The organism is Streptomyces sp. NPDC058664 (assembly GCF_042716635.1).
In the GTDB taxonomy this organism is placed as follows: Bacteria; Actinomycetota; Actinomycetes; order Streptomycetales; family Streptomycetaceae; genus Streptomyces.
Window position 1 is genome coordinate 51,649 of sequence record NZ_JBHXRW010000005.1, and the last position, 22,109, is coordinate 73,757.

At 72.1% G+C, this 22,109-nt stretch carries 20 protein-coding genes; 15 read left to right on the top strand and 5 right to left on the bottom strand.

What is annotated here, in order from left to right:
- Positions 1-24 precede the first annotated feature (24 nt).
- Positions 25-1,386: an APC family permease gene (locus ACFWUY_RS06025; RefSeq protein WP_384102521.1), complete on the bottom strand. Its 1,362-nt coding sequence runs from the start codon at positions 1,384-1,386 to the stop codon at positions 25-27.
- Positions 1,387-1,440: 54 nt separating this feature from the next.
- Here ACFWUY_RS06025 and ACFWUY_RS06030 point away from each other — a divergent pair, with 54 nt between their 5' ends.
- Together ACFWUY_RS06030 and ppgK are read left to right on the top strand one after the other, a co-directional pair.
- Positions 1,441-2,484, top strand: coding sequence for a 4-hydroxy-3-methylbut-2-enyl diphosphate reductase (locus tag ACFWUY_RS06030; protein ID WP_384102523.1), 1,044 nt, complete (start codon positions 1,441-1,443; stop codon positions 2,482-2,484).
- 30 nt (positions 2,485-2,514) lie between these two features.
- Positions 2,515-3,258 carry a polyphosphate--glucose phosphotransferase gene (gene ppgK, locus ACFWUY_RS06035; RefSeq protein ID WP_384102525.1) on the top strand — a complete coding sequence of 248 codons (744 nt, stop codon included), beginning with the start codon at positions 2,515-2,517 and terminating at the stop codon, positions 3,256-3,258.
- 36 nt (positions 3,259-3,294) lie between these two features.
- Here ppgK and ACFWUY_RS06040 read toward each other — a convergent pair whose 3' ends face one another.
- Positions 3,295-4,041 carry a DUF6542 domain-containing protein gene (locus ACFWUY_RS06040; RefSeq protein ID WP_384102526.1) on the bottom strand — a complete coding sequence of 249 codons (747 nt, stop codon included), beginning with the start codon at positions 4,039-4,041 and terminating at the stop codon, positions 3,295-3,297.
- Between the two features lie 161 nt (positions 4,042-4,202).
- Between ACFWUY_RS06040 and ychF the strand changes: the two genes are divergently transcribed.
- Positions 4,203-5,291, top strand: coding sequence for a redox-regulated ATPase YchF (ychF, locus tag ACFWUY_RS06045; protein ID WP_073809180.1), 1,089 nt, complete (start codon positions 4,203-4,205; stop codon positions 5,289-5,291).
- Between the two features lie 103 nt (positions 5,292-5,394).
- Here ychF and ACFWUY_RS06050 read toward each other — a convergent pair whose 3' ends face one another.
- Complete coding sequence (locus ACFWUY_RS06050) at positions 5,395-6,291, bottom strand: LysR family transcriptional regulator (RefSeq protein ID WP_384102529.1); 897 nt, start codon at positions 6,289-6,291, stop codon at positions 5,395-5,397.
- A gap of 83 nt (positions 6,292-6,374) precedes the next feature.
- Here ACFWUY_RS06050 and ACFWUY_RS06055 point away from each other — a divergent pair, with 83 nt between their 5' ends.
- The 5 genes from ACFWUY_RS06055 to ACFWUY_RS06075 all read left to right on the top strand — a co-directional run bounded on the left by ACFWUY_RS06055 (position 6,375) and on the right by ACFWUY_RS06075 (position 11,783).
- Positions 6,375-6,722 carry a DoxX family protein gene (locus ACFWUY_RS06055; protein WP_384102531.1) on the top strand — a complete coding sequence of 116 codons (348 nt, stop codon included), beginning with the start codon at positions 6,375-6,377 and terminating at the stop codon, positions 6,720-6,722.
- Positions 6,723-6,835: 113 nt separating this feature from the next.
- Positions 6,836-7,306: a DIP1984 family protein gene (locus ACFWUY_RS06060; protein ID WP_384102533.1), complete on the top strand. Its 471-nt coding sequence runs from the start codon at positions 6,836-6,838 to the stop codon at positions 7,304-7,306.
- Positions 7,307-7,601: 295 nt separating this feature from the next.
- Positions 7,602-10,265: a BTAD domain-containing putative transcriptional regulator gene (locus tag ACFWUY_RS06065; RefSeq protein WP_384102535.1), complete on the top strand. Its 2,664-nt coding sequence runs from the start codon at positions 7,602-7,604 to the stop codon at positions 10,263-10,265.
- A gap of 102 nt (positions 10,266-10,367) precedes the next feature.
- Positions 10,368-11,159: a DUF4232 domain-containing protein gene (locus ACFWUY_RS06070; protein WP_384102537.1), complete on the top strand. Its 792-nt coding sequence runs from the start codon at positions 10,368-10,370 to the stop codon at positions 11,157-11,159.
- Between the two features lie 141 nt (positions 11,160-11,300).
- Positions 11,301-11,783 carry a cupin domain-containing protein gene (locus ACFWUY_RS06075; protein WP_384102539.1) on the top strand — a complete coding sequence of 161 codons (483 nt, stop codon included), beginning with the start codon at positions 11,301-11,303 and terminating at the stop codon, positions 11,781-11,783.
- On the opposite strand, the gene ACFWUY_RS06080 is transcribed toward ACFWUY_RS06075, so the two are convergent.
- Entirely contained in the window at positions 11,768-12,943 is a 1,176-nt protein-coding gene (locus ACFWUY_RS06080; RefSeq protein WP_384102541.1) for a threonine synthase, read from the bottom strand. The two genes, ACFWUY_RS06075 and ACFWUY_RS06080, sit on opposite strands and share 16 nt — an antisense overlap.
- Before the next feature lie 177 nt (positions 12,944-13,120).
- On the opposite strand from ACFWUY_RS06080, the gene ACFWUY_RS06085 reads away from it, so the two are divergent.
- Together ACFWUY_RS06085 and ACFWUY_RS06090 are read left to right on the top strand one after the other, a co-directional pair.
- Positions 13,121-14,698, top strand: coding sequence for a S8 family serine peptidase (locus ACFWUY_RS06085; protein ID WP_384102543.1), 1,578 nt, complete (start codon positions 13,121-13,123; stop codon positions 14,696-14,698).
- A gap of 214 nt (positions 14,699-14,912) precedes the next feature.
- A complete protein-coding gene (locus tag ACFWUY_RS06090) occupies positions 14,913-16,088 on the top strand; it encodes a DUF4190 domain-containing protein (protein WP_384102545.1) in 1,176 nt (391 codons plus the stop codon).
- Positions 16,089-16,289: 201 nt separating this feature from the next.
- Here the strand turns inward: ACFWUY_RS06090 and ACFWUY_RS06095 are convergent, their stop codons facing one another.
- The gene (locus ACFWUY_RS06095) at positions 16,290-17,621 is read right to left on the bottom strand and encodes a glycoside hydrolase family 18 protein (protein ID WP_384102547.1); all 1,332 of its coding nucleotides are present in this window, start codon (positions 17,619-17,621) and stop codon (positions 16,290-16,292) included.
- Positions 17,622-17,904: 283 nt separating this feature from the next.
- Between ACFWUY_RS06095 and ACFWUY_RS06100 the strand changes: the two genes are divergently transcribed.
- The 5 genes from ACFWUY_RS06100 to ACFWUY_RS06120 all read left to right on the top strand — a co-directional run bounded on the left by ACFWUY_RS06100 (position 17,905) and on the right by ACFWUY_RS06120 (position 22,061).
- Complete coding sequence (locus tag ACFWUY_RS06100; protein ID WP_384102549.1) at positions 17,905-18,657, top strand: GntR family transcriptional regulator; 753 nt, start codon at positions 17,905-17,907, stop codon at positions 18,655-18,657.
- Positions 18,658-18,918: 261 nt separating this feature from the next.
- Entirely contained in the window at positions 18,919-20,676 is a 1,758-nt protein-coding gene (locus ACFWUY_RS06105; RefSeq protein WP_384102551.1) for a purine-cytosine permease family protein, read from the top strand.
- A gap of 155 nt (positions 20,677-20,831) precedes the next feature.
- Positions 20,832-21,011, top strand: coding sequence for an SPOR domain-containing protein (locus ACFWUY_RS06110; protein WP_384102555.1), 180 nt, complete (start codon positions 20,832-20,834; stop codon positions 21,009-21,011).
- Positions 21,012-21,051: 40 nt separating this feature from the next.
- Positions 21,052-21,495 carry a (deoxy)nucleoside triphosphate pyrophosphohydrolase gene (locus tag ACFWUY_RS06115; RefSeq protein WP_384102557.1) on the top strand — a complete coding sequence of 148 codons (444 nt, stop codon included), beginning with the start codon at positions 21,052-21,054 and terminating at the stop codon, positions 21,493-21,495.
- A 143-nt stretch (positions 21,496-21,638) separates the two neighbouring features.
- Entirely contained in the window at positions 21,639-22,061 is a 423-nt protein-coding gene (locus tag ACFWUY_RS06120; protein ID WP_384102559.1) for an ATP-binding protein, read from the top strand.
- Positions 22,062-22,109: the final 48 nt, after the last annotated feature.

The window sequence follows — 22,109 nt, forward strand, 5'->3', positions numbered from 1 at the left end:
GCGTAACCGCGCGGTACGACAACGTCAGCGCCCCGCCGGGGTCCGCGCCGCCCCCTGGACGGCCAGGACCACCAGGCCCACCCCCAGCCACACCACGCCCACCACCTGCGCCTCAGGCGAGGCCTCCACGATGACCGCGATCAGGATCACCGCCCCGACGACCGGAAGGACGACGTGCTTCAGCCAGTGCGGCGGACCCTCGGCCCGCCGTACCGCGAACCAGCCCACCACGCTCGCGTGCAGCAGGACGAAGGCCGTCAGCGCGCCGACGTCGACCACCGACACCAGGTGGTCGAGGCCGTCGTCCCGGCGGGCCGCCCACACCGCCGCGATCATCGTCACCGTCGCCGCCACGAGCAGCGCCACCCGCGGCACGCCCCCGTCCGTCCGGGAGAGCACGTGCGGCAGGCGCCGGTCGCGGCCCATCGCGAACAGCAGCCGGCCACCGGCCGCCTGCCCCGCGAGCGCCGCGAAGGCCGCGCCGATCGCCTTGGACACGGCCACGAGGTCGTGCAGCCAGCCGCCGACCGACGCGTCCACGGCGTCGTAGAAGGCCGACCCCTGCTTGCCCGGGTCCGCCGCGAGCTCGGCCGAGGAGACCGGTTCGAGGAGCGCGACCAGCCAGGACTGCGCAATGAAGAGGACGCCCGCCAGGGCCAGGCAGAACAGCACCGCCCGCGCCACCTTCGCCGAGCCTCCGGTGACCTCCTCCGCGAAGGAGGCGATGGCGTCGAAGCCCAGGTAGGAGAGGACGGCCACCGACACCGCGCCCACCACCGCGGCCAGCGAGAACGAGACGTCGCCGGTGAGCGGCGACCACCAGTCGCGCCGTGCCCCGTCCCGTACGAGCACCACCACGGCCGAGACGACGAAGACGAGGAGGACGACGATCTCCATCGCGAGCACCGCGAAGCCGACCCGGGCCGCCGCCCGTACGCCCCACAGGTTGAGCAGGGTGGTGACCACGACGGCGATCCCGGTCCACACCCACCGGTCCACCTCCGGGACCAGCGCCTCCATCGCGATGCCCGCGAAGAGGTAGGCGACGGCCGGGATCAGCAGGTAGTCGAGCATCGCCATCCAGCCGGCGATGAATCCCGGCCCTTCCCCGAGCCCCTTGCGGGCGTACGTGAAGACGGAACCGGCCTGCGGAGCGACCCGCACCATCTGCGCGTAGCTGAACGCGGTGAACGCCATGGCGACGGTGGCCACGACGTACACGAGTGCGACCGCGCCGCCGGACTTGGCGTCGAGCGTGCCGAAGACGCCGACGGGCGCCATCGGCGCGATGAAGAGCAGACCGTAGACGACCAGGTCACGGAAGCCGAGACTCCGTCGAAGTCCCGTGTGCTCCCCGCGCTCCGCCACCTGCGATTCCTCGGACATGGCCACAGTTTCGGCCACGGTGCCGATCAAACCGCTCACCGACGCGGCCTTACGATGGGACGCATGACTGCAACGCCCGCGCCGACGCCCGAGTCCGCCCCCGCGACGAACCGTCCGAAGCGTGTCCTGCTCGCCGCCCCCCGCGGCTACTGCGCGGGCGTGGACCGTGCCGTGATCGCCGTGGAGAAGGCCCTGGAGCAGTACGGGGCACCGATCTACGTCCGGCACGAGATCGTCCACAACAAGTACGTCGTGCAGACCCTGGAGCGGAAGGGCGCCATCTTCGTCGACCAGGCGACCGAGGTGCCGCCGGGCAACATCGTGATGTTCTCCGCCCACGGCGTCGCCCCCGCCGTCCACGAGGAGGCGCGCGAGGGCCGCCTCAAGACCATCGACGCCACCTGCCCGCTGGTCACCAAGGTCCACAAGGAAGCCGTCCGCTTCGCCAACGAGGACTTCGACATCCTCCTCATCGGCCACGAGGGCCACGAGGAGGTCATCGGCACCTCCGGCGAGGCCCCCGACCACATCCAGCTGGTCGACGGCCCCGACGACGTCGCCAAGATCGAGGTCCGCGACCCGTCCCGGGTCGTCTGGCTCTCCCAGACCACGCTCTCGGTCGACGAGACGATGGAGACGGTCGACGCGCTGAAGGAGAAGTTCCCGCAGCTGATCTCCCCGCCGTCCGACGACATCTGCTACGCCACGCAGAACCGCCAGATCGCCATCAAGGAGCTCGCCGGCCAGGCCGACCTTGTGATCGTCGTCGGCTCGAAGAACTCCTCGAACTCGATCCGGATGGTCGAGGTCGCCAAGCAGGCCGGCGTCCCCGCCGCGTACCTGGTCGACTTCGCGAGCGAGATCGACGAGGCCTGGCTGGAGGGCGTGACCAGCGTCGGCCTCTCCTCCGGCGCCTCCGTCCCGGACATCCTCGTGCAGGAGGTCCTGGAATGGCTCTCCGAGCGGGGGTACGCGGACGTCGAGATCGTCAAGACGGCCGACGAGTCGCTCACCTTCTCGCTGCCCAAGGAGCTCCGCAACAAGGACCTGCGGGCCGAGGCGGCGAAGCTCCTCGCGGCGGGGCCGGTCAAGGAGTAACACCGCGCCCCAGCCCTTACGGTGGGGTCCATGAACGTCTTCGGAGTGGACATCGGCGGCTCGGGCATCAAGGGTGCCCCCGTGGACCTGGAGCGCGGCGCGCTCACCGAGGAGCGCCACAAGGTGCTGACCCCGCAGCCCGCCAAACCCGACGGTGTGGCGGGCTGCGTCGCGGAGGTCGTGGCGCACTTCGGCTGGACCGGACCGGTGGGGGTCACCTTCCCCGGGGTGGTCACGGGCTCGACGATCCGTACGGCCGCGAACGTCGACAGGTCATGGATCGGCGTCGACGCGGGCACCCTCCTGAGCGACCGCCTCGGCGGCCTCCCGGTGACCGTCCTGAACGACGCCGACGCGGCCGGGATCGCGGAGATGACCTTCGGTGCCGGCCGGGGCCGCAAGGGCACCGTGATCATGCTGACCCTCGGCACGGGCATCGGCTCGGCCCTCTTCGTCGACGGCCGCCTCGTCCCCAACACGGAACTGGGTCACCTGGAACTCAAGGGTCACGACGCGGAGACCAGGGCGTCGACGAAGGCCAAGGAGGACGAGGACCTCAGCTGGGAGCACTGGGCGACGCGCCGCGTACAGAAGTACCTCGCGCACGTCGAGATGCTGTTCTCGCCGGAGCTGTTCATCATCGGCGGAGGGGTGAGCCGGAAGGCGGACAAGTTCCTTCCGCTGATCGAGGGCGTCCGCGCGGAGATCGTCCCGGCGGAACTCCAGAACAACGCGGGCATCGTGGGGGCGGGGATGGCGGCGGCGAGGGCGTGAGAGCGGGGGGGACGGCGAGCGCGTCCGGCCGCGTGATCAGGCCACGGGGCGGCGGCGCGGGGTGGCCCTGCCCCTCCCGCCGGAAGCCTCTCCGGCCGCGGAGGAGGCACCGGCGCCCGGTCCGCCGGTCGGTCCGGCAGTCGGTCCGCCGGTCGTGCGGGCGGCCGCCTGCCGCCGGCCCATCTCCCGCACCTTCCGTACGCTCGCGATCAGCCCGGCGACGAGGGTGCCGCCGTACAGCCAGCCGGCGTGCACGGCGAGGGCGGTCACGACCGCCATCGCCTGGCCGCCGAGGCCGCCCGTGCCGCCCGCGATGGGGACGACGCCGACGGCGAAGGCGATGGGCACGCCGATCGGGGCGGTGACGAGGTCGGCGGTACGGACCCACAGTGCGGTCAGGGCGCTGACCGGCAGGAACAGCAGCCCGTAGACGACGGGAGAGCCGTCGAGGAGCAGCCGGTCGAGGAAGCCGAGCACCAGCATGACGGCGGAGGCGAAGAGCCCGGCGCCGAGGCCGGTGAGCCGGGGCGAGGGAAGCCGCCGGAGGGCGAGGACGACCGGAGGCACGGGCCGGCCGGCCGTCCGTCCGGCGGCCGGCCCCGTCGCCCCGGCGCGCTCGACGCGGGCACCGCCGGGACCCCGCCGGGCCCTGCCGGTCACGCGGTACACGGTCGCACCCTCCACGGGCGTGACGGGCGGCGCGACGGGCGGTGCGGCGGGCGGCGCGACGGGGGTTTGCGGCCGTCGGCGGCCTTGCGGCTGACTTGTCCTGTGCTGCTCCACCCCACCAACGTAGGTCGGGAGGGGGCGGGAACCGGGTCCGGGACACGCCCTTTGGGTGACCTTGCCCCCGAGAACGACCGAAGGTCGGCGTCACTGGCCGGTTCGGCCCGCCCGTAAACTGGGAGATCGGCCCCCCGTCCACACTTCAGGAAGTCGCCACCGTGTCGCTCACGATCGGAATCGTCGGTCTGCCGAATGTCGGCAAGTCGACCCTGTTCAACGCCCTGACCAAGAACGACGTGCTGGCGGCCAACTACCCGTTCGCCACGATCGAGCCCAACGTCGGCGTCGTCGGCGTCCCCGACGCCCGCCTCACCAAGCTCGCGGAGATCTTCAACTCCCAGCGCGTCCTCCCGGCGACGGTCGACTTCGTCGACATCGCGGGCATCGTGCGCGGCGCGAGCGAGGGAGAGGGCCTCGGCAACAAGTTCCTCGCGAACATCCGCGAGTCGGACGCGATCTGCCAGGTCATCCGCGCCTTCAAGGACGAGAACGTCGTCCACGTCGACGGCAAGGTCTCGCCGAAGGACGACATCGAGACGATCAACACGGAGCTGATCCTCGCGGACCTCCAGACGATCGAGAAGGTCCTGCCGCGCCTCCAGAAGGAGATGCGGATCAAGAAGGACACGGCGCCCAAGGTCGCGGCGGTCGAGGCCGCCCAGGCGATCCTGGAGAAGGGCGACACGCTCTTCTCGCAGGGCATCGTGCAGGGCTCGGAGAAGGCGGAGCTGCTCCACGACCTGCACCTGCTCACCACGAAGCCGTTCCTCTACGTGTTCAACGTGGACGAGGACGAGCTGACGGACGACGCCTTCAAGGCGGAGCAGAGCGCGCTGGTCGCCCCGGCGGAGGCGATCTTCCTCAACGCGAAGCTGGAGCAGGACCTCGCCGAGCTGGACGAGGAGGACGCCATGGAGCTCCTCCAGTCCGTCGGCGCCGACGAGCCCGGCCTGGCCACCCTCGCCCGCGTCGGCTTCGCCACCCTCGGCCTCCAGACCTACCTGACGGCCGGCCCCAAGGAATCCCGCGCCTGGACGATCAAGCAGGGCGCGACGGCCCCCGAGGCGGCCGGTGTCATCCACACCGACTTCCAGAAGGGCTTCATCAAGGCCGAGGTCATCTCCTTCGCCGACCTCGTGGAAACGGGCTCGGTGGCCGACGCCCGCGCGGCCGGCAAGGCCCGCATGGAGGGCAAGGAGTACGTCATGCAGGACGGCGACGTGGTGGAGTTCCGCTTCAACGTGTAGCGGGTGACGTGCAACCGCCTGGCTGACCTGGCGGACATCCAGGTCGGAAAGGGTCCGACTCCTCCGGGTCGGGCCCTTGTTTTTCGTCCCGGACCGGGGCGCGTCATCGTGGTCGGGCCACGGTCAGGCACGAGGCGACGAAATCCTCGACAACGGGGTTGTCGTCGGCGGCCGGGGGGCGGGCCACGGCGACGGTGCAGGGGGCGACGCCCGTGACGGGGCGCTGGGTGATGCCGGGGCGGGGGTAGTAACGGGCGGCCGACGATGGGGCGAGTGCGATGCCGTAGCCGTTGGCGATGGCGTTCAGCCAGTCGTCCGGGTGGCGCGCTTCGGCGCCGATGCGGGGCGGGTGGCCCTCGCGCGCGTCGGTCGCCAGCCACCAGTCGCGCCATTCGCCGGCCTCCGGCGGGGCGGCGACGAACGGCTCGTCCCAGAGCTCCCGGAAGGCGATCGACGCCCGGTCCGTCAGCCGGTGACCGGACGGCAGCAGCACGCAGCGAGGCTCGGTGAACAGCTCGGACACCCGCCAGCGTTCCTGGCCGGGGAAGGGCAGGTACAGCAGCGCGGCATCGACGTCGCCGTCGGCCAGCCCCGCCGTCGGCTCGGACCACACGCCCTGCCGCAGCTCCACCCGCCAGCCCGGTCGGCGGTCGCCGAAGGCCGCGATGATCCCGGGGGTCGCCTCGTTGGCCCCGCTGCCCATGATGCCGACCCGCAGAACCCGCTCCGCCCGGCTCGCGGCGTCCCTGGTCTCCCGTACCGCCTCGTGGAGTGCGCCGAGCAGGGCCGGCACACGATCGGCCAGTGCCCGACCCGGCCCGGTGAGGGTCATGCCGGCCCGGGAGCGGACGAAGAGCCGCACGCCCAGTTTCGTCTCCAGCTGCTTGATCTGCTTGGTCAGGGACGGTTGTGCCACGAACAGGCGTTCCGCGGCACGGGTGAGGTTGCCCTCGTCGGCCACGGTGGCGAAGTAGCGCAGCAGCCGGGTGTCCACATCCATGCCGTCAGGCTATGGATGCGGGTATTGGACCGCCACTGCGGGGGCCCGCGAGGGTGGAGGCGAGCCGGAAAGGACCCCCCCCCATGTACCCCGCGTATCTCATCCTGACCCTGCTGACCGCCACCGCGACGGGAGTCGGCGCCTACATGGACTTCACCCGACACCCCATGATCGTCGCCATCGCGGAGCGGCTCCAGGTGCCGGTGTCCTGGATGTACGCACTCGGCGCCTGTCTGGGCGCGGCCTCGCTGGGCCTGCTGGCCGGCCTGGTCGTACGGCCCTTCGGAGTCGCGGCGGCGGCCGGCCTGGTCCTGTACTTCGTCGGCGCGGTGATCACCCACCTGCGGGTGCGCGACCACCGGCTGGGCAGCGCCCTGCTGTTCCTGGTCCTGTCCGCGGCCACGCTCGCCACGGCCGTGACCGCGTCATGAGCATGCGGAGGGGCGGCACCGCCGGGCTTCCGGGAGAGGCGCGTGGCGTTCGGCGGGACGGGTGGGCGGCGGGCATAATTCCAGCCGAATCTTCGTGGTGGAGGGGTGAGGTCGTGAAGCTTGCCGAGGCGCTGGTGTTGCGGGCGGATGCCGCTCGGCGGGTGGAGCAGTTGCGGTCGCGGGTGGTCGGTAGTGCCCGGTACCAGGAGGGGGAGGAGCCGGCCGAGGACGCGGGTGCCCTGCTGGCCGAGGCCGGGGAGGTGCTCGGGGAGCTGGAGGGGCTGATCCGGCGGATCAACAGGACCAACGCCCGGGCCGTCGTCGAGGGCGGCGGGACGCTCACCGACGCGCTGGCCCGGCGGGACGTGCTGCGCCTGCGGCACTCCGTCGTCTCGGCGGCGGCCGACGCGGCCGCCGGACGGGACCAGTACGGGACGGTGCGGCAGCTGCGGTCCGAGCTGAAGATGCTGTCGGCGCTGCCGGTGGCGCGGCTCCGGGCCCAGGCCGACGTACTGGCCCGGGAGCTCCGTGAGGTCGACGTGCTGATCCAGCGGTCGAACTGGGAGGTCGATCTGCTGGACTGAGCCGGTTGCCCGGCGTGGAGCAGGTAGTCGTCCCGGAGGCGTGCACAAGCCGTGGACCGGCGGTCAATCCGGTCCTTCCTGGCGCGTGGAGAGCAGCGCGGGGGTTCGATTCCCCTTTTACACAGCCGCTCAGCACAGCGCACAGGTGACCGTGCACAGCGCACAGTTCATCACCATGTGCAGATTCGGACGACGAGGGCGGGATCGGGGATCTCCACGCACGGTCGACCCCTCCACCCCACGTATCCTCGACTGCTGGGGAAACGGGGGAGTGGGATCGCGGAGGTGTAATCAGGTGGAGTTCCGGCTGCTCGGCTCCGTCGCGCTGGTGACGGAGGACGGAGACGTAGCCCTGGGGCCCGCCAAGCGGTCCAGTCTCCTGGCCATGCTCCTGTTGCGACCCAACAGCGCGGTCAACGTCGGCCAGTTGATCGACGCCCTCTGGGAGGAGGAGCCGCCCACCCACGCCAAGACCGTGCTCCAGGGGCACGTCTCGCGGCTGCGGGCGCTGCTCGCCGAGCACGGGGCGGACGCGTACGGCGTCGAGCTGGCCACCCATGGTTCGGCGTACGTGCTGCGGATGCCCGAGTCGCTGGTGGACGTCCACCGCTTCGAGGAGCTCGTGGGGCTCGCCCAGGTGCAGCGGCAGCCCGCCGACGCGGTGCGGATGCTGCGGGAAGCGCTCTCGTACTGGCAGGGGCCCGCCCTCACCGGAACCGTGCACAGCCGTCCCCTCGAGGCGGCGGCCGGCGGCCTCGAAGAGCTGAGGCTCGCCTCGGTGGAGGCGCTTGCGGAGGCGTACGGGGAACTCGGCGAGCACGGCCGGGCCGCGGCCGTGCTCAGGACCGAGGCCGTCGCGCACCCGCTGCGGGAGTCCCTCGCGGCCGCGCTGATGCTGGCGCTCGGCCGTTCGGGGCGCCAGTCGGACGCGATCGACTGGTACCACAGGACCCGGCGGCTGCTCGCCGAGGAGCTGGGCGTCGATCCCGGCGAGACGCTCGGCGAGGCGTACGCGACGCTGCTCCGCTCCGCCGGGCCCGTCGTGCCCGTACCCCGCCCCGTCGCCCCGACCGAGGCCCCGGCGCCGGAGGTCCCCACGCCCGAGGGGCTGCCGCGGGCGCCGCGCGGGTTCACCGGCCGCGGCACCGAACTCGCCGCGCTCGACCGGGCCGTCGCCGACGGGGAGGGGCCCGTCTGTCTCGTCACCGGTCCGGCCGGCGTCGGCAAGACGGCCTTCGCCGTGCACTGGGCGTACGAGCGGCGCGCCGACTTCCCCGACGGGCGGCTCTTCGCCGACCTGCGCGGTTTCAGCGACACCCCGGCGCCCGAGACCGCCGCCGTCCTGCGCGAGTTCCTCCTTGCGCTCGGCGTGCCGCCGCAGCGGATCCCGGAGGCCGTGGAGGCGCGCGGCGCGCTGTTCCGTTCGCTGACCGGCGGCCGCCGACTGCTCGTCGTCCTCGACAACGCCCGCTCCTCCGAGCAGGTCCGGCCGCTGCTGCCCGGCGGCGACCACTGCACGACGCTCGTCACCAGCCGCGACCGGCTCGGCGGCCTCATCGCCTCTGACGCGGCCCGGCCGGTGCCGCTCGGACACCTTCCCCCTGCCGATTCGGCGGCCCTGCTCACCACCGTCCTCGGCGAGTCGCGGGTCGCCGCCGAGCCGGGTGCCGTGGCCCGGCTCGCCGGGCTCTGCGACGGCCTGCCGCTGGCGCTGCGCGTCACGGCGGCCCGGCTCGCCGAACGGCCGGGGTGGACGCTCGGCGCGATGGTCGGTGAACTCGCCGACGAGCAGGGCAGGCTGATGCTGCTCGACATCGAGGACCGGGGCGTCTCCGCCGCTCTGCGGCTCACCGTGCAGCAGCTGCCCGAGTCGGCGGCCCGGCTGTTCCGCGCGATCGGCCTGCACACCGGATCCGACCTCGACCGGTTCGCTGCGGGCGCGCTCGCCGGGACGTCTCCCGTACAGGCCTCCGCCGACCTGGACCGGCTCGCCGCCGCGCATCTGCTCACCGAGGCCGTCCCCGGCCGCTGGACACCGCACGACCTGGTACGGCTCTACGCCCGCCATCTCGCCCCGGAGGCCGACCCCGAGGGCCTGCCGCGCCTCCTCGACCACTACCTCTACACGGGCCTCGCGGCCGATGCCGCCGCCGAACCGGGCTCCCAGCCCTGCTACTCGCTGCCCGCCGACGCCCGGCGGCCCGCCGCGACGCGGGAGTTCGAGGACCGGACGGCGGCCCTCGACTGGTACGTGGCGGAACGCCCGGCCCTGGAGGGCGCGGTGGCCGCCGCGGCGGCCCTCGGCCTGCACGACCGGGCCTGGCGGCTCGCCCTGGTGCAGTGGCCGCTGATGCTCATGCGGATCGGGGACGGCTGGACGCCGCTCCTGGAGGCGGGGCTCGCCTCGGCCGAGTACGTGGGCGATCTCGACGCGCAGTCGCGGGCGCGGGCGCTGCTCGGCTGGATCCTGCACGAGGAGGGCCGGGACGCCGAGGCGCTCGTCCACCTGGAGAAGGCACCCGGCCTGGCCGCGCGGGCGGGCGACACGATCAGCGAGGCCATCGCCTACGTCAACTACGCCGCCGTCCTGGACGCCACCGGGGAACACGAGCGGGCCGGACTGCTCATGGTCCACGCGGTCTCGCTCGCCGACCGCACGGGCCACCCCTCCACGCAGGCGCTGACCCTCCAGCACCTGGCGGGGCACTGTCTGAAGGCGGAGGACTACGAGGCGGCGCTCGCCCACACCCTTCGCGCCGGGGAACTCGTCGCCCCCGACGCGGTGGTCGTCCGGGCGCAGCTGCAGATCGTCAGGGGCGAGGCGCTGGCCGGCTCCGGCCGCCTTGAGGAGGCGGCTGACCAGCTGGAACGCGCGATCGTCGCGTCCGAAGCGGCCGGTTTCCCGGAGGGTTCGGCGCGGGCGGCGGCCCGGCTCTCGCGCCTGTCAGCGGATCGTTAGCGGTACGCAAGCGGGACGGCAGCGCGGGGCGGGAGTCTGGTGTGAGCACGGAGTACGTGCATCGACCAACCGCGTTCCAGCGTTTCACGGGGGAGTACCACCATGCGTATCCAGAAGACCACCGTCCTGACCGTCGCCGCCGTCGCCGCCCTCTCACTGGGGCTGACCGCCTGCGGCGGCGCCGACGGCACCGGTGCGAAGGACGCGGGGAGCGCGAGCTCCTCGCAGCCGGCCGGCGGGACCGCGACCGGCGGAGCCACCGACAGCGCCGCCGCCGACGGCTCCGCGGAGGGGACCGCGGCCAAGGGCGGCTCGGGATCCACCGGCGGTTCGACCGGCGGCTCCACCACGGGTTCGGCGTCCGGCGGCAGCGGCACGGGCGGGTCCACGGGCGGGTCCACCGGGTCGGCGGACGGGGCGACGGCCGGCGGCGCCACCGGCGGCGGCGGGTCCTCCGCCGAGGCGCCCGCCTGTGCCTACGGCGACATCAAGGTCACGGCGGCGAAGGCCGACGAGGTCCCGACCGAGCACATCGTCCTCACCGCCACCAACGTCTCCGGCCGGTCCTGCACCCTGCTGAAGTACCCGCTGATCGCCTTCGGCCCGATCCAGACCGCCAAGGACGTCCCGGCCGTCGCGAAGAGCGAGCCGGCCGCCCCGATCGTCGTGAAGCCGGGCGCGCCCGCGTACGCCAACGTGCGGGTCTCGCTCGGCGGCGTCCACGAGGACAACAAGGTCGTGAAGGAGTTCCAGGTGAACCTCTTCGCCGCCGACGGCCCGGCCGAGGGCAGCATCGTCGTCAAGGCCCCGGCGGGCGGCCTGGCGGTCGACGAGGCCGTCGCGAAGACGGGCTACTGGACGTACGAGCTCCGCAACGGGGCCGACGAGTTCTGATCCGTACACGGGGTGCGGGGGCGGGGGCTCCGTACAGAGGGCGTGAGGGCGCGGGGCGGACTTCGGTGGCCGAGTCCCCATCCTTCACTGCCGCCTGATTGACTGTCAGGGCGGCAGACCGATGACGAGACGGAGTTCCCCATGTCCTACCCCGAGCCCCGCTACCACGGCGAGACGGGCGAGATCAGCGCCTCCTTCCGGCCTGCCGGAGCACCCGCCGACCTCACCGCGGAGAACGGCACCGAGACGCACTACCTGGCCACCACCGCCTCCACGGGCGGCGAGTTCGGGCTCTACCGCGTCGACATGACCCCGAAGGCGGGCGGGCCCGCCACCCACTTCCACCGGGGGATCTCGGAGACGTTCTTCGTCCTCGACGGGACCCTCCGGCTCTACGACGGGGACCGCTGGGTCGACGCGACCAAGGGCGACTTCCTGTACGTGCCCACCGGCGGCCTGCACGCCTTCCGCAACGACTCCGACGAGCCGACCTCGTTCCTGATCCTCTTCGCACCGGGGGCGCCCCGCGAGGAGTACTTCGAGAAGGTGTCGACCGTCGCGACGATGACGGACGAGGAGCGCACCGCCTTCTTCGTGAAGCACGACACCTACTGGACGGACTGAGGGCCGTGCGGTGCGGGGGCCAGGCCCGTCTTCGCCCCCGCGCCGCACAGCGGCACCACGGTGAGGCCGGGGCGCGGCGGCGCCTCCTGGACCGCCGCCCAGCAGGCCACGCCGGTGGACTCGACGAAGAGGCCGCGGCGGGCCAGGTCCCGCTGGGCCGCGCGGATCCGGTCCTCGGTCACCGTCAGGAACGTGCCGCCGGTCGCGCGTACCGCCCGCAGGATCTGGCGGGCGCGGGGCGGCGCCGGGATCGCGATGCCCTCGGCGAGGGTGGGCCGGGCGGGGACCGGCGCGCCGAGTTCCTCCGCGCCCGCGTGGAAGGCCGCGGCCAGCGGGGACACGGCCTCCGCCTGGACGGCGACGAGCGCGGGCCGGGTGCCGGTGAGCCCGTGGCGGTGGAGTTCGTCGAGGGCGAGGGCGGCGCCGAGGAGCAGGGTGCCGTTGCCGACGGGGACGACGATTGTGTCGGGGAGCCGGCCGCCGAGCTCCTCCCAGAGCTCGTACACGTAGGTCTTGGTGCCGTGCAGGAAGTACGGGTTGTACACGTGCGAGGCGTAGAAGGTGCCGGGCTCGTCGGCGGCCGCCCGTGCCGCGCGGGCCGTCGCCTCGCGGTCGCCCGGCACCTCGACGACCCGGGCCCCGTGCGCCCGGATCTGCTCCAGTTTCTTCGGTGACGTGCCCAGGGGTGCGTACACGAGGCAGTCGAGTCCGGCCCGCGCGCCGTACGCGGCGACGGCGGTGCCCGCGTTCCCGCTGCTGTCGGCGACGACCCGGTCGAGGCGGCCGGTCCGCGCGAGGCGGAGGGCGTGGGCGGCGAGCATCACCGCGCCACGGTCCTTGAAGGAGAGCGTCGGCATGAGGAAGTCGAGCTTGGCCGAAACCGATGCCGGACCTGGTGCCGGATCCGGTCCGGTGAGGGGTACGAGCGGCGTGCGGCCCTCCCCCAGCGTCACCTCCGGCGCGCACGGCATCGGCGGCAGTGCCTCCTCGTAACGCCACAATGAATTTCCACGTGACGCGAGTGACGGGAGGGAAACCGGCGCACTCGCGAACTTCAGGTCCCAGGGGCCGCGGCACCGCGGACAACACCAGGTGAGCGCGTCCGTGGGCGACTGGATCCGGCACCGGGGGCACACGTAGGCGGTCATGATCTCCAGCATGTCAGCCGTGTGGCGCGGTTGTTGCGGGGGCGGCACGACTCTTGTGGGATTCCTATGGATCCGCCAATCTTTCGCTCGGCAGCCGGATGTTCGAGACGGCGCGGAGCCTCGCGTCGCCTTGTCATGCTCCTGTCATACCCCCACAGCAGCGCACCACCAATGAGGAGGACCCCTCACATGTCAGTGATGCGTGACTCACGTCGCCGAGTCGCCACCGCCGCGGCCATAGCCGTCGCCGCCCTCGCCCTCGGCTCCCTCTCCACCCTCCCGGCCGTCGCCTCACCGGCCGCCCCGGAGGGCGTCATCGAGAACGCCGGAGCCGAAGGCACCATCGCGGGAAGCTACATCGTCACCCTCGAGGAGTCGGCGCCGGCCGAGACCGCGGAGGGCCGGGCGGTCGCCGCCGAGTACGGCGCGAAGATCAAGAAGACGTACACCTCGGCGCTCAACGGCTACAGCGTCGAACTCTCCGAGGCGCAGGCGAAGAAGCTCGCCGCCGACCCCGCGGTGAAGTCCGTCGCGCAGAACCGCGTCTTCAAGATCAACGGCACCCAGCCCTCCCCGCCGTCCTGGGGCCTGGACCGGATCGACCAGCGGGGCCTCCCGCTGAACCAGAGCTACACCTACCCGGACACCGCCGGCACGGGCGTCACGGCGTACATCATCGACACCGGTGTGCGGATCTCCCACAGCGACTTCGGCGGCCGCGCCTTCAACGGCTTCGACGCCGTCGACAACGACAACGTCGCGCAGGACGGCAACGGCCACGGCACCCACGTCGCCGGCACCGTCGCGGGCACCGCCCACGGTGTCGCCAAGAAGGCCAAGATCGTCGGCGTCCGCGTGCTCGACAACAACGGCTCCGGCACCACCGCCGGCGTCGTCGCGGGCATCGACTGGGTGACCAGGAACGCCGTCAAGCCGGCCGTCGCCAACATGAGCCTCGGCGGAGGCGTCGACTCCACCCTCGACACGGCCGTCCGCAACTCCATCGCGTCCGGCGTCACCTACGCCGTCGCCGCCGGCAACAGCAACGCCAACGCGTCGAACTACTCCCCGGCCCGCGTGGCCGAGGCGATCACGGTCGGCTCCACGACCAACACCGACGCCCGCTCCAGCTTCTCGAACTACGGCAGCGTCGTGGACATCTTCGCCCCGGGCTCGTCCATCACCTCGGCGTGGAACACCGGCGACACCGCCACCAACTCGATCTCCGGCACGTCGATGGCGTCCCCGCACGTCGCCGGCGCGGCCGCGCTGTACCTCGGGAACAACCCGACGGCCACCCCGGCCCAGGTGGGCACCGCCCTGGTGAACGCCGCCACGCCGAACGTGGTGACCAACCCGGGCACCGGCTCCCCGAACCGCCTGCTGTACGTCGGTGACGGCGGCACCACCCCGCCGCCCACCGGCAAGAAGTTCGAGAACACCGCCGACTACGCCATCGCCGACAACGCGACCGTCGAGTCCCCGGTGACCGTCAGCGGCATCACGGGCAACGCTCCCGCCACCCTCCAGGTGCCGGTCGGCATCGTCCACACCTACATCGGTGACCTCCAGGTCCAGCTGATCGCCCCCGACGGCTCGGCGTACACCCTGAAGGCCTTCGGCACCGGTGGCAGCGCGGACAACATCAACACCACGTACACCGTGAACGCCTCCTCGGAGGTCGCCAACGGCACGTGGAAGCTGCGGGTCACGGACAACGCGAACTACGACACCGGCAAGATCGACACCTGGGCCCTGCAGTTCTGAGGCACTCGGAACGCTGAACCCGGCGGAACGTACTGACGTACCGCGGAACGTGTCGAGGGGCGGTCGCCTGCGGGCGGCCGCCCCTTCGTCCGTCGGCCCGCGCGCCGCCCCTTCCGTCCGTCGGCCCCGCCCGTCCGCCCCCGGGCCCCTCCACGTACGATGCGCGACCGATCGTTTGTTCGTGTCGCCCGCCCCGAACAGGAGCACCGTACCCGTGGAGCCGACCCAGCCGACCCCGCCGCTCTCGCCTCAAGGGGGCCCGCAGCAGGGGGGATGGCCCGCCCCGGGGCCGTACACCTCCCCGGGGATGCCGTACGCGGCCGGCCCCTACGCCGGCGCTCCGGGCGTTCCCGGCGCAGGGCCGTACGGCGGCCCGCCCCGGCGTACCACCAACGGTCTCGCCGTCGCCTCCCTCGTCTCCGGCATCGTCTGCTGCCTCCCGCCCCTCGGCCTTGTCCTCGGACTCGTCGCACTCCCGCAGATCAGGAAGAAGGACCAGGCGGGCAAGGGGCTCGCGGTCACCGGCATCGTGCTCTCCGTCGTCAGCTGCCTGCTGCTCGTGGTCGGCCTCGTCACCGGCGGCTTCAGCTCGGCCTGGAGCGGCTTCAAGGAGGGCGTGGACGAGGCGTCCCGCACGAAGTCGCCGTTCTCCCTGCGGACCGGACAGTGCTTCAGCGACCCCGGCAAGCTGGAGGAGTACGCGACGGACGTCACGATCGTCGACTGCGACCGCCCGCACGACGGCGAGGTCACCGGCGGCTTCAAGGTCACCGGCATCGACAAGTGGCCCGGTGAGGACGCGATCGACGAGATCGCGGAGAAGCGCTGCGAGACGGTCAACGCCGCGTACGCGATGGACACCTGGGCCGTGCCGCAGGACGTCTGGATCTACTACTACCTGCCGAGCAGCCAGAGCTGGCGCCTCGGCGACCGTACGGTGACCTGCGCGTTCGCCACCGAGAAGGAGCCGTACAGCGGCTCGGTGCGCTCCGACGAGACCACCCTCACCTACGACCAGGAGCACTTCCTGAGGTCCGTCAACCCGATCGAGACGGTCATGTACCACGAGCCGGAGGACGATCCGGACGAGGACTTCGAGGCCAACAAGGCGTGGTCGAAGGAGATGCTCGCGGCGATCGACACGGCACGCGCGGACCTCGGGAACCGCTCCTGGTCCGGCCTCCCCAAGGCTCCGGTCGAGGAGCTCCGCACGGGGCTCGGCGCGGCCTCGAAGCAGTGGCGCAAGCTGACGGCGGCGGCCGACGCGGACGCCTACTGGGAGGCGTACGACGCGGCCTGGGACGCCCTGCCCGACAGCGCGGACGCGCGGACCGCCCTCGGCCTGACGGGCACGCCGCCGGAGGAGAGGGCGGGGGACACCTCGGCCTGAGCCGTTGCCGTACCCGAAGACGTACGGGAACGGGGCCGGGCCTCCCGAGGAGGCCCGGCCCCGCCGGGTGCGGACCGGGGCGGTGGCCGGGGGAGCGGCGGCCCGTGACCGACCGCCGCTCCCGGCGACGCACCGCGAGCGGCGGGGCCGGTCCGCGGTTCCGGGGCCCCGGCCGCCGCGCGGGCGGCCGGGGCGGGGGTGTCAGCGCCGGGTCAGGCCCCGGTCGATGGCGGTGATCAGCTCACCGTCCGGTGTGTCCCCGTCGAGCGACCAGACCATCGCGCCGCCGAGTCCGTGCTGCCGGACGTAGGACGCCTTGGCGCGCAGCACGGTCGGGTCGTCGTACGTCCACAGGGTGGTGCCGTCGAAGAGCCAGGCGTGGCCGTCGCGGTGTCCCCGGTACAGCTTGTACGTCCCCGATCCGGCCAGCTTCTTCAGGTGCTTGTAGTCCTCCGAGCCGGCCGCCCAGGTCGCGGGGGCGGGCCCGGCCGCCGGCTGCCCGAGGCCGTCGCCGCCGCCGGTGACGCCGGTCCAGCCCTGGCCGTAGAACGGCATGCCCACCACGAGCTTGTGGGCGGGCGCTCCGCGCCGCAGCCAGGCCTTGACGGTCTGGTCGACGCTGAAGTCGTTCTTGGCGAAGAGCGCGGACTGCTGGGCGGTCGTCTTCTCGCCGGAGACGTGGAAGTCGTAGCCCTGGAGGTTCACGAAGTCGAAGTCCCGCATGATCCTGGCGACTTCGAAGCCCGCGTCGATCTTGGCGGGCGCGGTGGGCACGTACGCGCTGAGCTCGTAGTGCTTGCGCTTCGGCAGCGAGCGCCCGTAGGCGTCCAGCTGGGTGCGGAACTCCCGGACGAGCTTGGTGAAGTTGGGCTTGTCCTCGGGACGGACGACGTTCCCGGGGGCGCCGTCCGAACCCGGCCACTCCCAGTCCAGGTCGACGCCGTCGAAGACCCCGGCGGCGGCTCCGGCGCCGCCGCGGGCGCCGTCGACGGGCAGGTCGCCCTTGATGTACGTGTCGATGCAGGAGGCGACGAGCGCCTTGCGGCCGGCGTCGGTGCGCACCGCGTCGGAGAAGTGCGCGGAGCCGCTCCAGCCGCCCAGCGAGATCATGACCTTGAGGCCGGGGTTCTTCGCCTTGAGTTCGCGCAGCTCGTTGAAGTTTCCGGCCAGTCGCTGGTCGGCGGTGTCGCCGACCCCGTCCACCGAGGTGGCGGCGTCGACGGGGCGGACGTAGTCGGCCCAGGGGTCGGAGCCGGGGGCGTTGCCCATGAGGCACTTGCCGTCCGGACCGATCACGCCGAAGGCGTAGTTGACGTGGCTGAGCTTGGCCGCGGTGCCGCTCGTCTCCAGGTCCTTCACCTGGAAGTCGCGTCCGTAGACGCCCCATTGGGTGAAGTACCCGATGCGCTTCAGTTCGGGGCTGTGTCCGGCGGGCTGGTGCGCTCCGGCGGTGGGGGTCAGGGTGGCGAGGAGGCCGAGAGCGGCCGCGGCGGCCGCGCCGAAGGTCAGTCTGGTCATGGCTCTGGGACGCATGGGCTCGTTCCTGTGCGAGGCGGGATGGCGCGTGCGAGGTGGAGCGTGCGGGGTGGAACGTGCGGGTGGAGCGTGCGGGGCGTACGAAGGCGTGCACGCAGGAACGTATTGGTCTGGACCAATGCGGGTCAAGGGGTTCGACGTCACCTACTCGGGGTGACCGTGGGTAGCAAGGTTTGCCGACGAGTCGTCATCACTTCGAGTGAAACTTTGGCCCATGCTTGCGGATGGCGACCCTCGGTTGTCAGTCTGTAGCTGACAGTCAACCTGAGGGGAGTGTCCAGTGACGTTCGGTGAGCAGCCCGCCTATCTGCGCGTGGCGAGCGATCTGCGGGAGAAGATCGCCAACGGCTCGCTTCCGCCGCATACCCGTCTTCCCTCGCAGGCACGCATCCGCGAGGAGTACGGGGTGTCGGACACCGTCGCGCTGGAGGCCCGCAAGGTACTCATGGCCGAGGGGCTCGTGGAGGGGCGCTCGGGCTCGGGCACCTATGTGCGGGAGCGCCCGGTGCCGCGCCGGATCGCCCGCTCCGGCTACCGGCCGGCGGCCGGAGCCAGCCCCTTCCGGCAGGAGCAGGCGGCCGAAGACGCCCGTGGTACCTGGGAGTCGGGGAGCGAGCAGGAGCCGGCGGGCGCCGAGGTGGCCGAGCGGCTCGGGATCGAGCCGGGGGAGCGGGTGATGCGCACGCGGTACGTGTACCGGGACGGAGGCGAGCCCATGATGGTCGCCACCTCCTGGGAGCCGCTCGCGGTCACCGGCCGGACGCCGGTCATGCTGCCCGAGGAGGGGCCGCTGGGCGGCTGCGGTGTCGTCGAGCGGATGGCGGCCATCGACGTGGTCGTGGACAACGTGGTGGAGCAGGTGGGGGCCCGGCCGGGCCTCGCCGAGGAACTCCTGACGCTCGGCGGGGTGCCGGGCCATGTGGTGATGGTCGTGGAGCGCACGTACTACGCCTCGGGGCGGGCCGTCGAGACCGCGGACGTCGTGATCCCGGCCGACCGCTACCGCCTCTCGTACCACCTGCCGGTGCGATGAGCCTTTGGCGGTGAGGGGAAGGACCGACCGGGAGGCGGGGCTCGCTCCCGCCCTGTCCCGCGTGCCTCCCGTGGCCGTTTCCCACGCTCGCTCCCGCCCCCCGACCGTTCAGCGGGGCATGCCGTCCGGGTGGTGTGACGACGAGTTAACAGGGCGTCAGTTCGCGTAACCGCGCGGCAACCGCGTACGGCAGTCCGCCGTCACGACAGGCTCCTACCTTCCTCGTCCGTACCCGCGAACCGGTCGGACGACAGGAACCTCATGACGGACACGGTCACCATCCCCACCCCGGAGCCGGATGGGGGCACCTCCCGGGCCACCGGGACACCGGGGGAGGCCGCGCCGCCCCCCGGCCCCCGCCGCAGCTACGCCAAGCTGGCCGCCGACGAGAGCCGCGAGGACTACTCGCTGCGCTACGCCCCCCACTCCTTCCGGCGCTGGTCGCCCGCTACCGTCGCCGGGACCGCCCTCGGCGGCATCGCCTACCTCGCCGACTTCGCGATCGGCGCCTCGATCGTCTTCACCTACGGCTTCGGCAGCGGACTCGCCTCGATCCTCACCGCCGCCACCCTCATCTTCCTCACCGGTATCCCCATCGCCCGGGCCTGTGCGAAGTACGGCCTGGACATGGACCTGATCACGCGCGGCGCCGGCTTCGGCTACTTCGGCTCCACCCTCACCTCGCTCATCTACGCCTCCTTCACCTTCATCTTCTTCGCGCTCGAAGGCTCGATCATGGCCCAGGCCATGCACCAGGCCGTCGGTCTGCCGGTCGAGATCGGCTATCTGGTCACGACCCTGATCGTCATCCCGATCGTCTTCCGCGGCATGGGCGCCCTGGCCAAGGTCCAGGCCTGGACCCAGCCGATCTGGATCATCGGCATGGTGCTGCCCTTCGTCGTCCTGGCCTTCGAGGCCCCCGACGCCTGGGGCGCCTTCGCCTCCTTCGGTGGTACGGAGGGCGCCGGTGCGGGGTTCTCGTGGATCGGCTTCGGCCTCGGCACGGGCGTCGCGCTCTCCCTGATCGCCCAGATCGGCGAACAGGCCGACTACCTGCGCTTCATGCCCGCGAAGACGGCGACGAACAAGCGGCGGTGGAACCTGGCCGTGCTCGCCGCCGGACCCGGCTGGGTGGTCATCGGGGCCGCCAAGCAGCTCGGCGGCGCCTTCCTCGCCTTCGTCGCCCTGGAGGCCGTCGGCAAGACCCACGCCCTGGAGCCGATCGCCCCGCAGATAGAGGCGCTCAAGCCCTGGCTCGGGACGCTCGCCCTGCCCGCCGCCGCGCTCTTCGTGATCGTCTCCCAGGTCAAGATCAACGTCACCAACGCCTACAGCGGCTCGCTGTCCTGGTCCAACTTCTTCTCCCGCGTCACCCACCGACACCCCGGGCGCGTCTGGTACATCTTCCTCAACCTCGCCATCGCGCTGACGCTGATGGAGATGAACATGTTCGCGGCCCTGAACAAGCTGCTCGGCTTCTACTCCAACGTCGGCATCGCCTGGATCGCGGCGGTCGCCGCCGACCTCGTCATCAACAAGCGGGCCGGCTGGAGCCCCCCGTACATCGAGTTCAAGCGGGCCTATCTGTACGCGGTGAACCCGGCGGGCTTCGGTGCCATGGTCATCGCCTCCGTCGTCTCGATCCTCGCCTTCTTCGGTGTCTTCGGCACGTACGCCCAGGCCTTCTCCACCTTCATCGCCGCCGGACTCGCCGTCGTCCTCTGCCCGCTGATCGCCTGGGCGACCAAGGGCCGCTACTACCTGGCCCGGCCGAACACGGTGAACGGTCCGGCCGCCGCCGTCGCCGACGAGCGGGCCACCCACCTCTGCGCGGAGTGCGAGACGGCCTACGAGCTGCCCGACATCGCCGACTGCCCGGTGCGGTCCGGTCCCGTCTGCTCCCTCTGCTGCTCGCTCGACGCCGCGTGCGGGGACGCCTGCCGCAAGGAACCCGGAGCGGCGGGCGGGCCCGTCCTGATGCCGGTGCCGACCGTGCCCGGGGCGGCTCCCGGAGTGTGACCTTCGGCCTCCCGCCGTCGGTTCCCGGCCGATCCGTATCTCTTTGTGCAATTCCGTATCCGCTGTGTGAAGGTCAGGCGTAAGCTCCGGCATATGCGGATTGCGGTTTCCCGGAGATCCTTTACGACGTCCGGACCGGCGGAGGGAGAAGCCTGATGACCGAGAGCGGCCCCGTTCTCGCCTGGCTCGTCATTCGGCAGGACGACAACGGCAACCGCTACCGGGTGGGGCGGTACGCGACCAAGGACGAAGCGCAGAAGATCGCGGACAGCCTCGACGACCGCGGCCACAAGCAGCTCTACTGGGTCGAGCGCATCGGCAGCCCCGTCCTCTGAGCGCGACGGGTGCCGACCGGGCCGGGCTACGCTCACGCCCATGACGGAACGCACCATCGACCCCGCCGCGCCCCCTGTGGTCGTCGTCGCGGGCGCCCTGTACGACCAGGGACGTCTGCTCGCCGCGCGCCGCAGCGCCCCCGCCGAGCTCGCCGGCCGCTGGGAGCTGCCCGGCGGCAAGCTCGAACCGGGCGAGAGCCCCGAAGAGGCCCTGGTCCGCGAACTCCGCGAGGAACTCGGCATCGAGGTCGAGCCGGACGAGCGCATCCCGGGCGAGTGGCCGCTGAAGCCCGGATACGTCCTCCGGGTGTGGGCCGTCCGGCTGCTCTCCGGCGAACCGCGCCCGCTGGAGGACCATGACGCGCTGCGCTGGCTCTCCCTGTCCGAACTCGACTCGGTCGACTGGCTCGACCAGGACCGCCCCGCGGTCGCCGAGGCCGCGCTGAGGCTCCCGGCGGTGCCGGGCGCCGGAGCGCGAGGCTGACTCCCTACGCCGTTCGTGCCACCGTGCGCCCGCTGCTGCGCCCAGCGCGATATCACACCCCAAATATCGGGTATGTCCTGATTGACCCGCTGGAAGAGGACGTGGGCCTTCCTGCTGACGCACGGCTGGGGAAGTGATCGGGTGTGATCGACACCGACGGCGACCGCGCCGAGTGGAACTTCCCGGCGGAGGCCAACGCCGTGCGCACGGCCCGCCACGCCGTACGCGAGACCCTGCGGGCCTGGGAGCTCGACACGGCCGTCGGTGATGTGACCGTCCTGCTGGTCAGCGAGCTGGTGACCAACTCCCTGCGGTACGCCTCCGGCCCGATCGGGGTCCGTCTGGTCCGCCCCCGCCCCGACGGCACCGACCCCGCCCACCCGCCCGCGCTGCTCGTGGAGGTTTCCGATCCGCTTCCGGATCCGCCGACCGAGCGGGCCCCCGGACCCGAGGACGAGGGGGGTCGCGGCCTCGGTCTCGTGGCCTGTTCCGCACGCCGCTGGGGAACCCGTAAGGGAAGGACCGGCAAAACCGTATGGTTCGAGCTGGCTCTCCCTGGTGAGTAAACAGGGTGGGACAACGATCACCTGTACTCGGCGCGAGGCGAACGAGAC

Coding starts and splice junctions, on each gene's coding strand:
- ACFWUY_RS06025 (WP_384102521.1), bottom strand. CDS start 1,386: ATGTCCGAGGAATCGCAGGTGGCGGAGCGCGGGGAGCACACGGGACTT.
- ACFWUY_RS06030 (WP_384102523.1), top strand. CDS start 1,441: ATGGGACGCATGACTGCAACGCCCGCGCCGACGCCCGAGTCCGCCCCC.
- ppgK (WP_384102525.1), top strand. CDS start 2,515: ATGAACGTCTTCGGAGTGGACATCGGCGGCTCGGGCATCAAGGGTGCC.
- ACFWUY_RS06050 (WP_384102529.1), bottom strand. CDS start 6,291: ATGGATGTGGACACCCGGCTGCTGCGCTACTTCGCCACCGTGGCCGAC.
- ACFWUY_RS06055 (WP_384102531.1), top strand. CDS start 6,375: ATGTACCCCGCGTATCTCATCCTGACCCTGCTGACCGCCACCGCGACG.
- ACFWUY_RS06070 (WP_384102537.1), top strand. CDS start 10,368: ATGCGTATCCAGAAGACCACCGTCCTGACCGTCGCCGCCGTCGCCGCC.
- ACFWUY_RS06075 (WP_384102539.1), top strand. CDS start 11,301: ATGTCCTACCCCGAGCCCCGCTACCACGGCGAGACGGGCGAGATCAGC.
- ACFWUY_RS06080 (WP_384102541.1), bottom strand. CDS start 12,943: ATGCTGGAGATCATGACCGCCTACGTGTGCCCCCGGTGCCGGATCCAG.
- ACFWUY_RS06085 (WP_384102543.1), top strand. CDS start 13,121: ATGTCAGTGATGCGTGACTCACGTCGCCGAGTCGCCACCGCCGCGGCC.
- ACFWUY_RS06095 (WP_384102547.1), bottom strand. CDS start 17,621: ATGCGTCCCAGAGCCATGACCAGACTGACCTTCGGCGCGGCCGCCGCG.
- ACFWUY_RS06105 (WP_384102551.1), top strand. CDS start 18,919: ATGACGGACACGGTCACCATCCCCACCCCGGAGCCGGATGGGGGCACC.
- ACFWUY_RS06110 (WP_384102555.1), top strand. CDS start 20,832: ATGACCGAGAGCGGCCCCGTTCTCGCCTGGCTCGTCATTCGGCAGGAC.
- ACFWUY_RS06115 (WP_384102557.1), top strand. CDS start 21,052: ATGACGGAACGCACCATCGACCCCGCCGCGCCCCCTGTGGTCGTCGTC.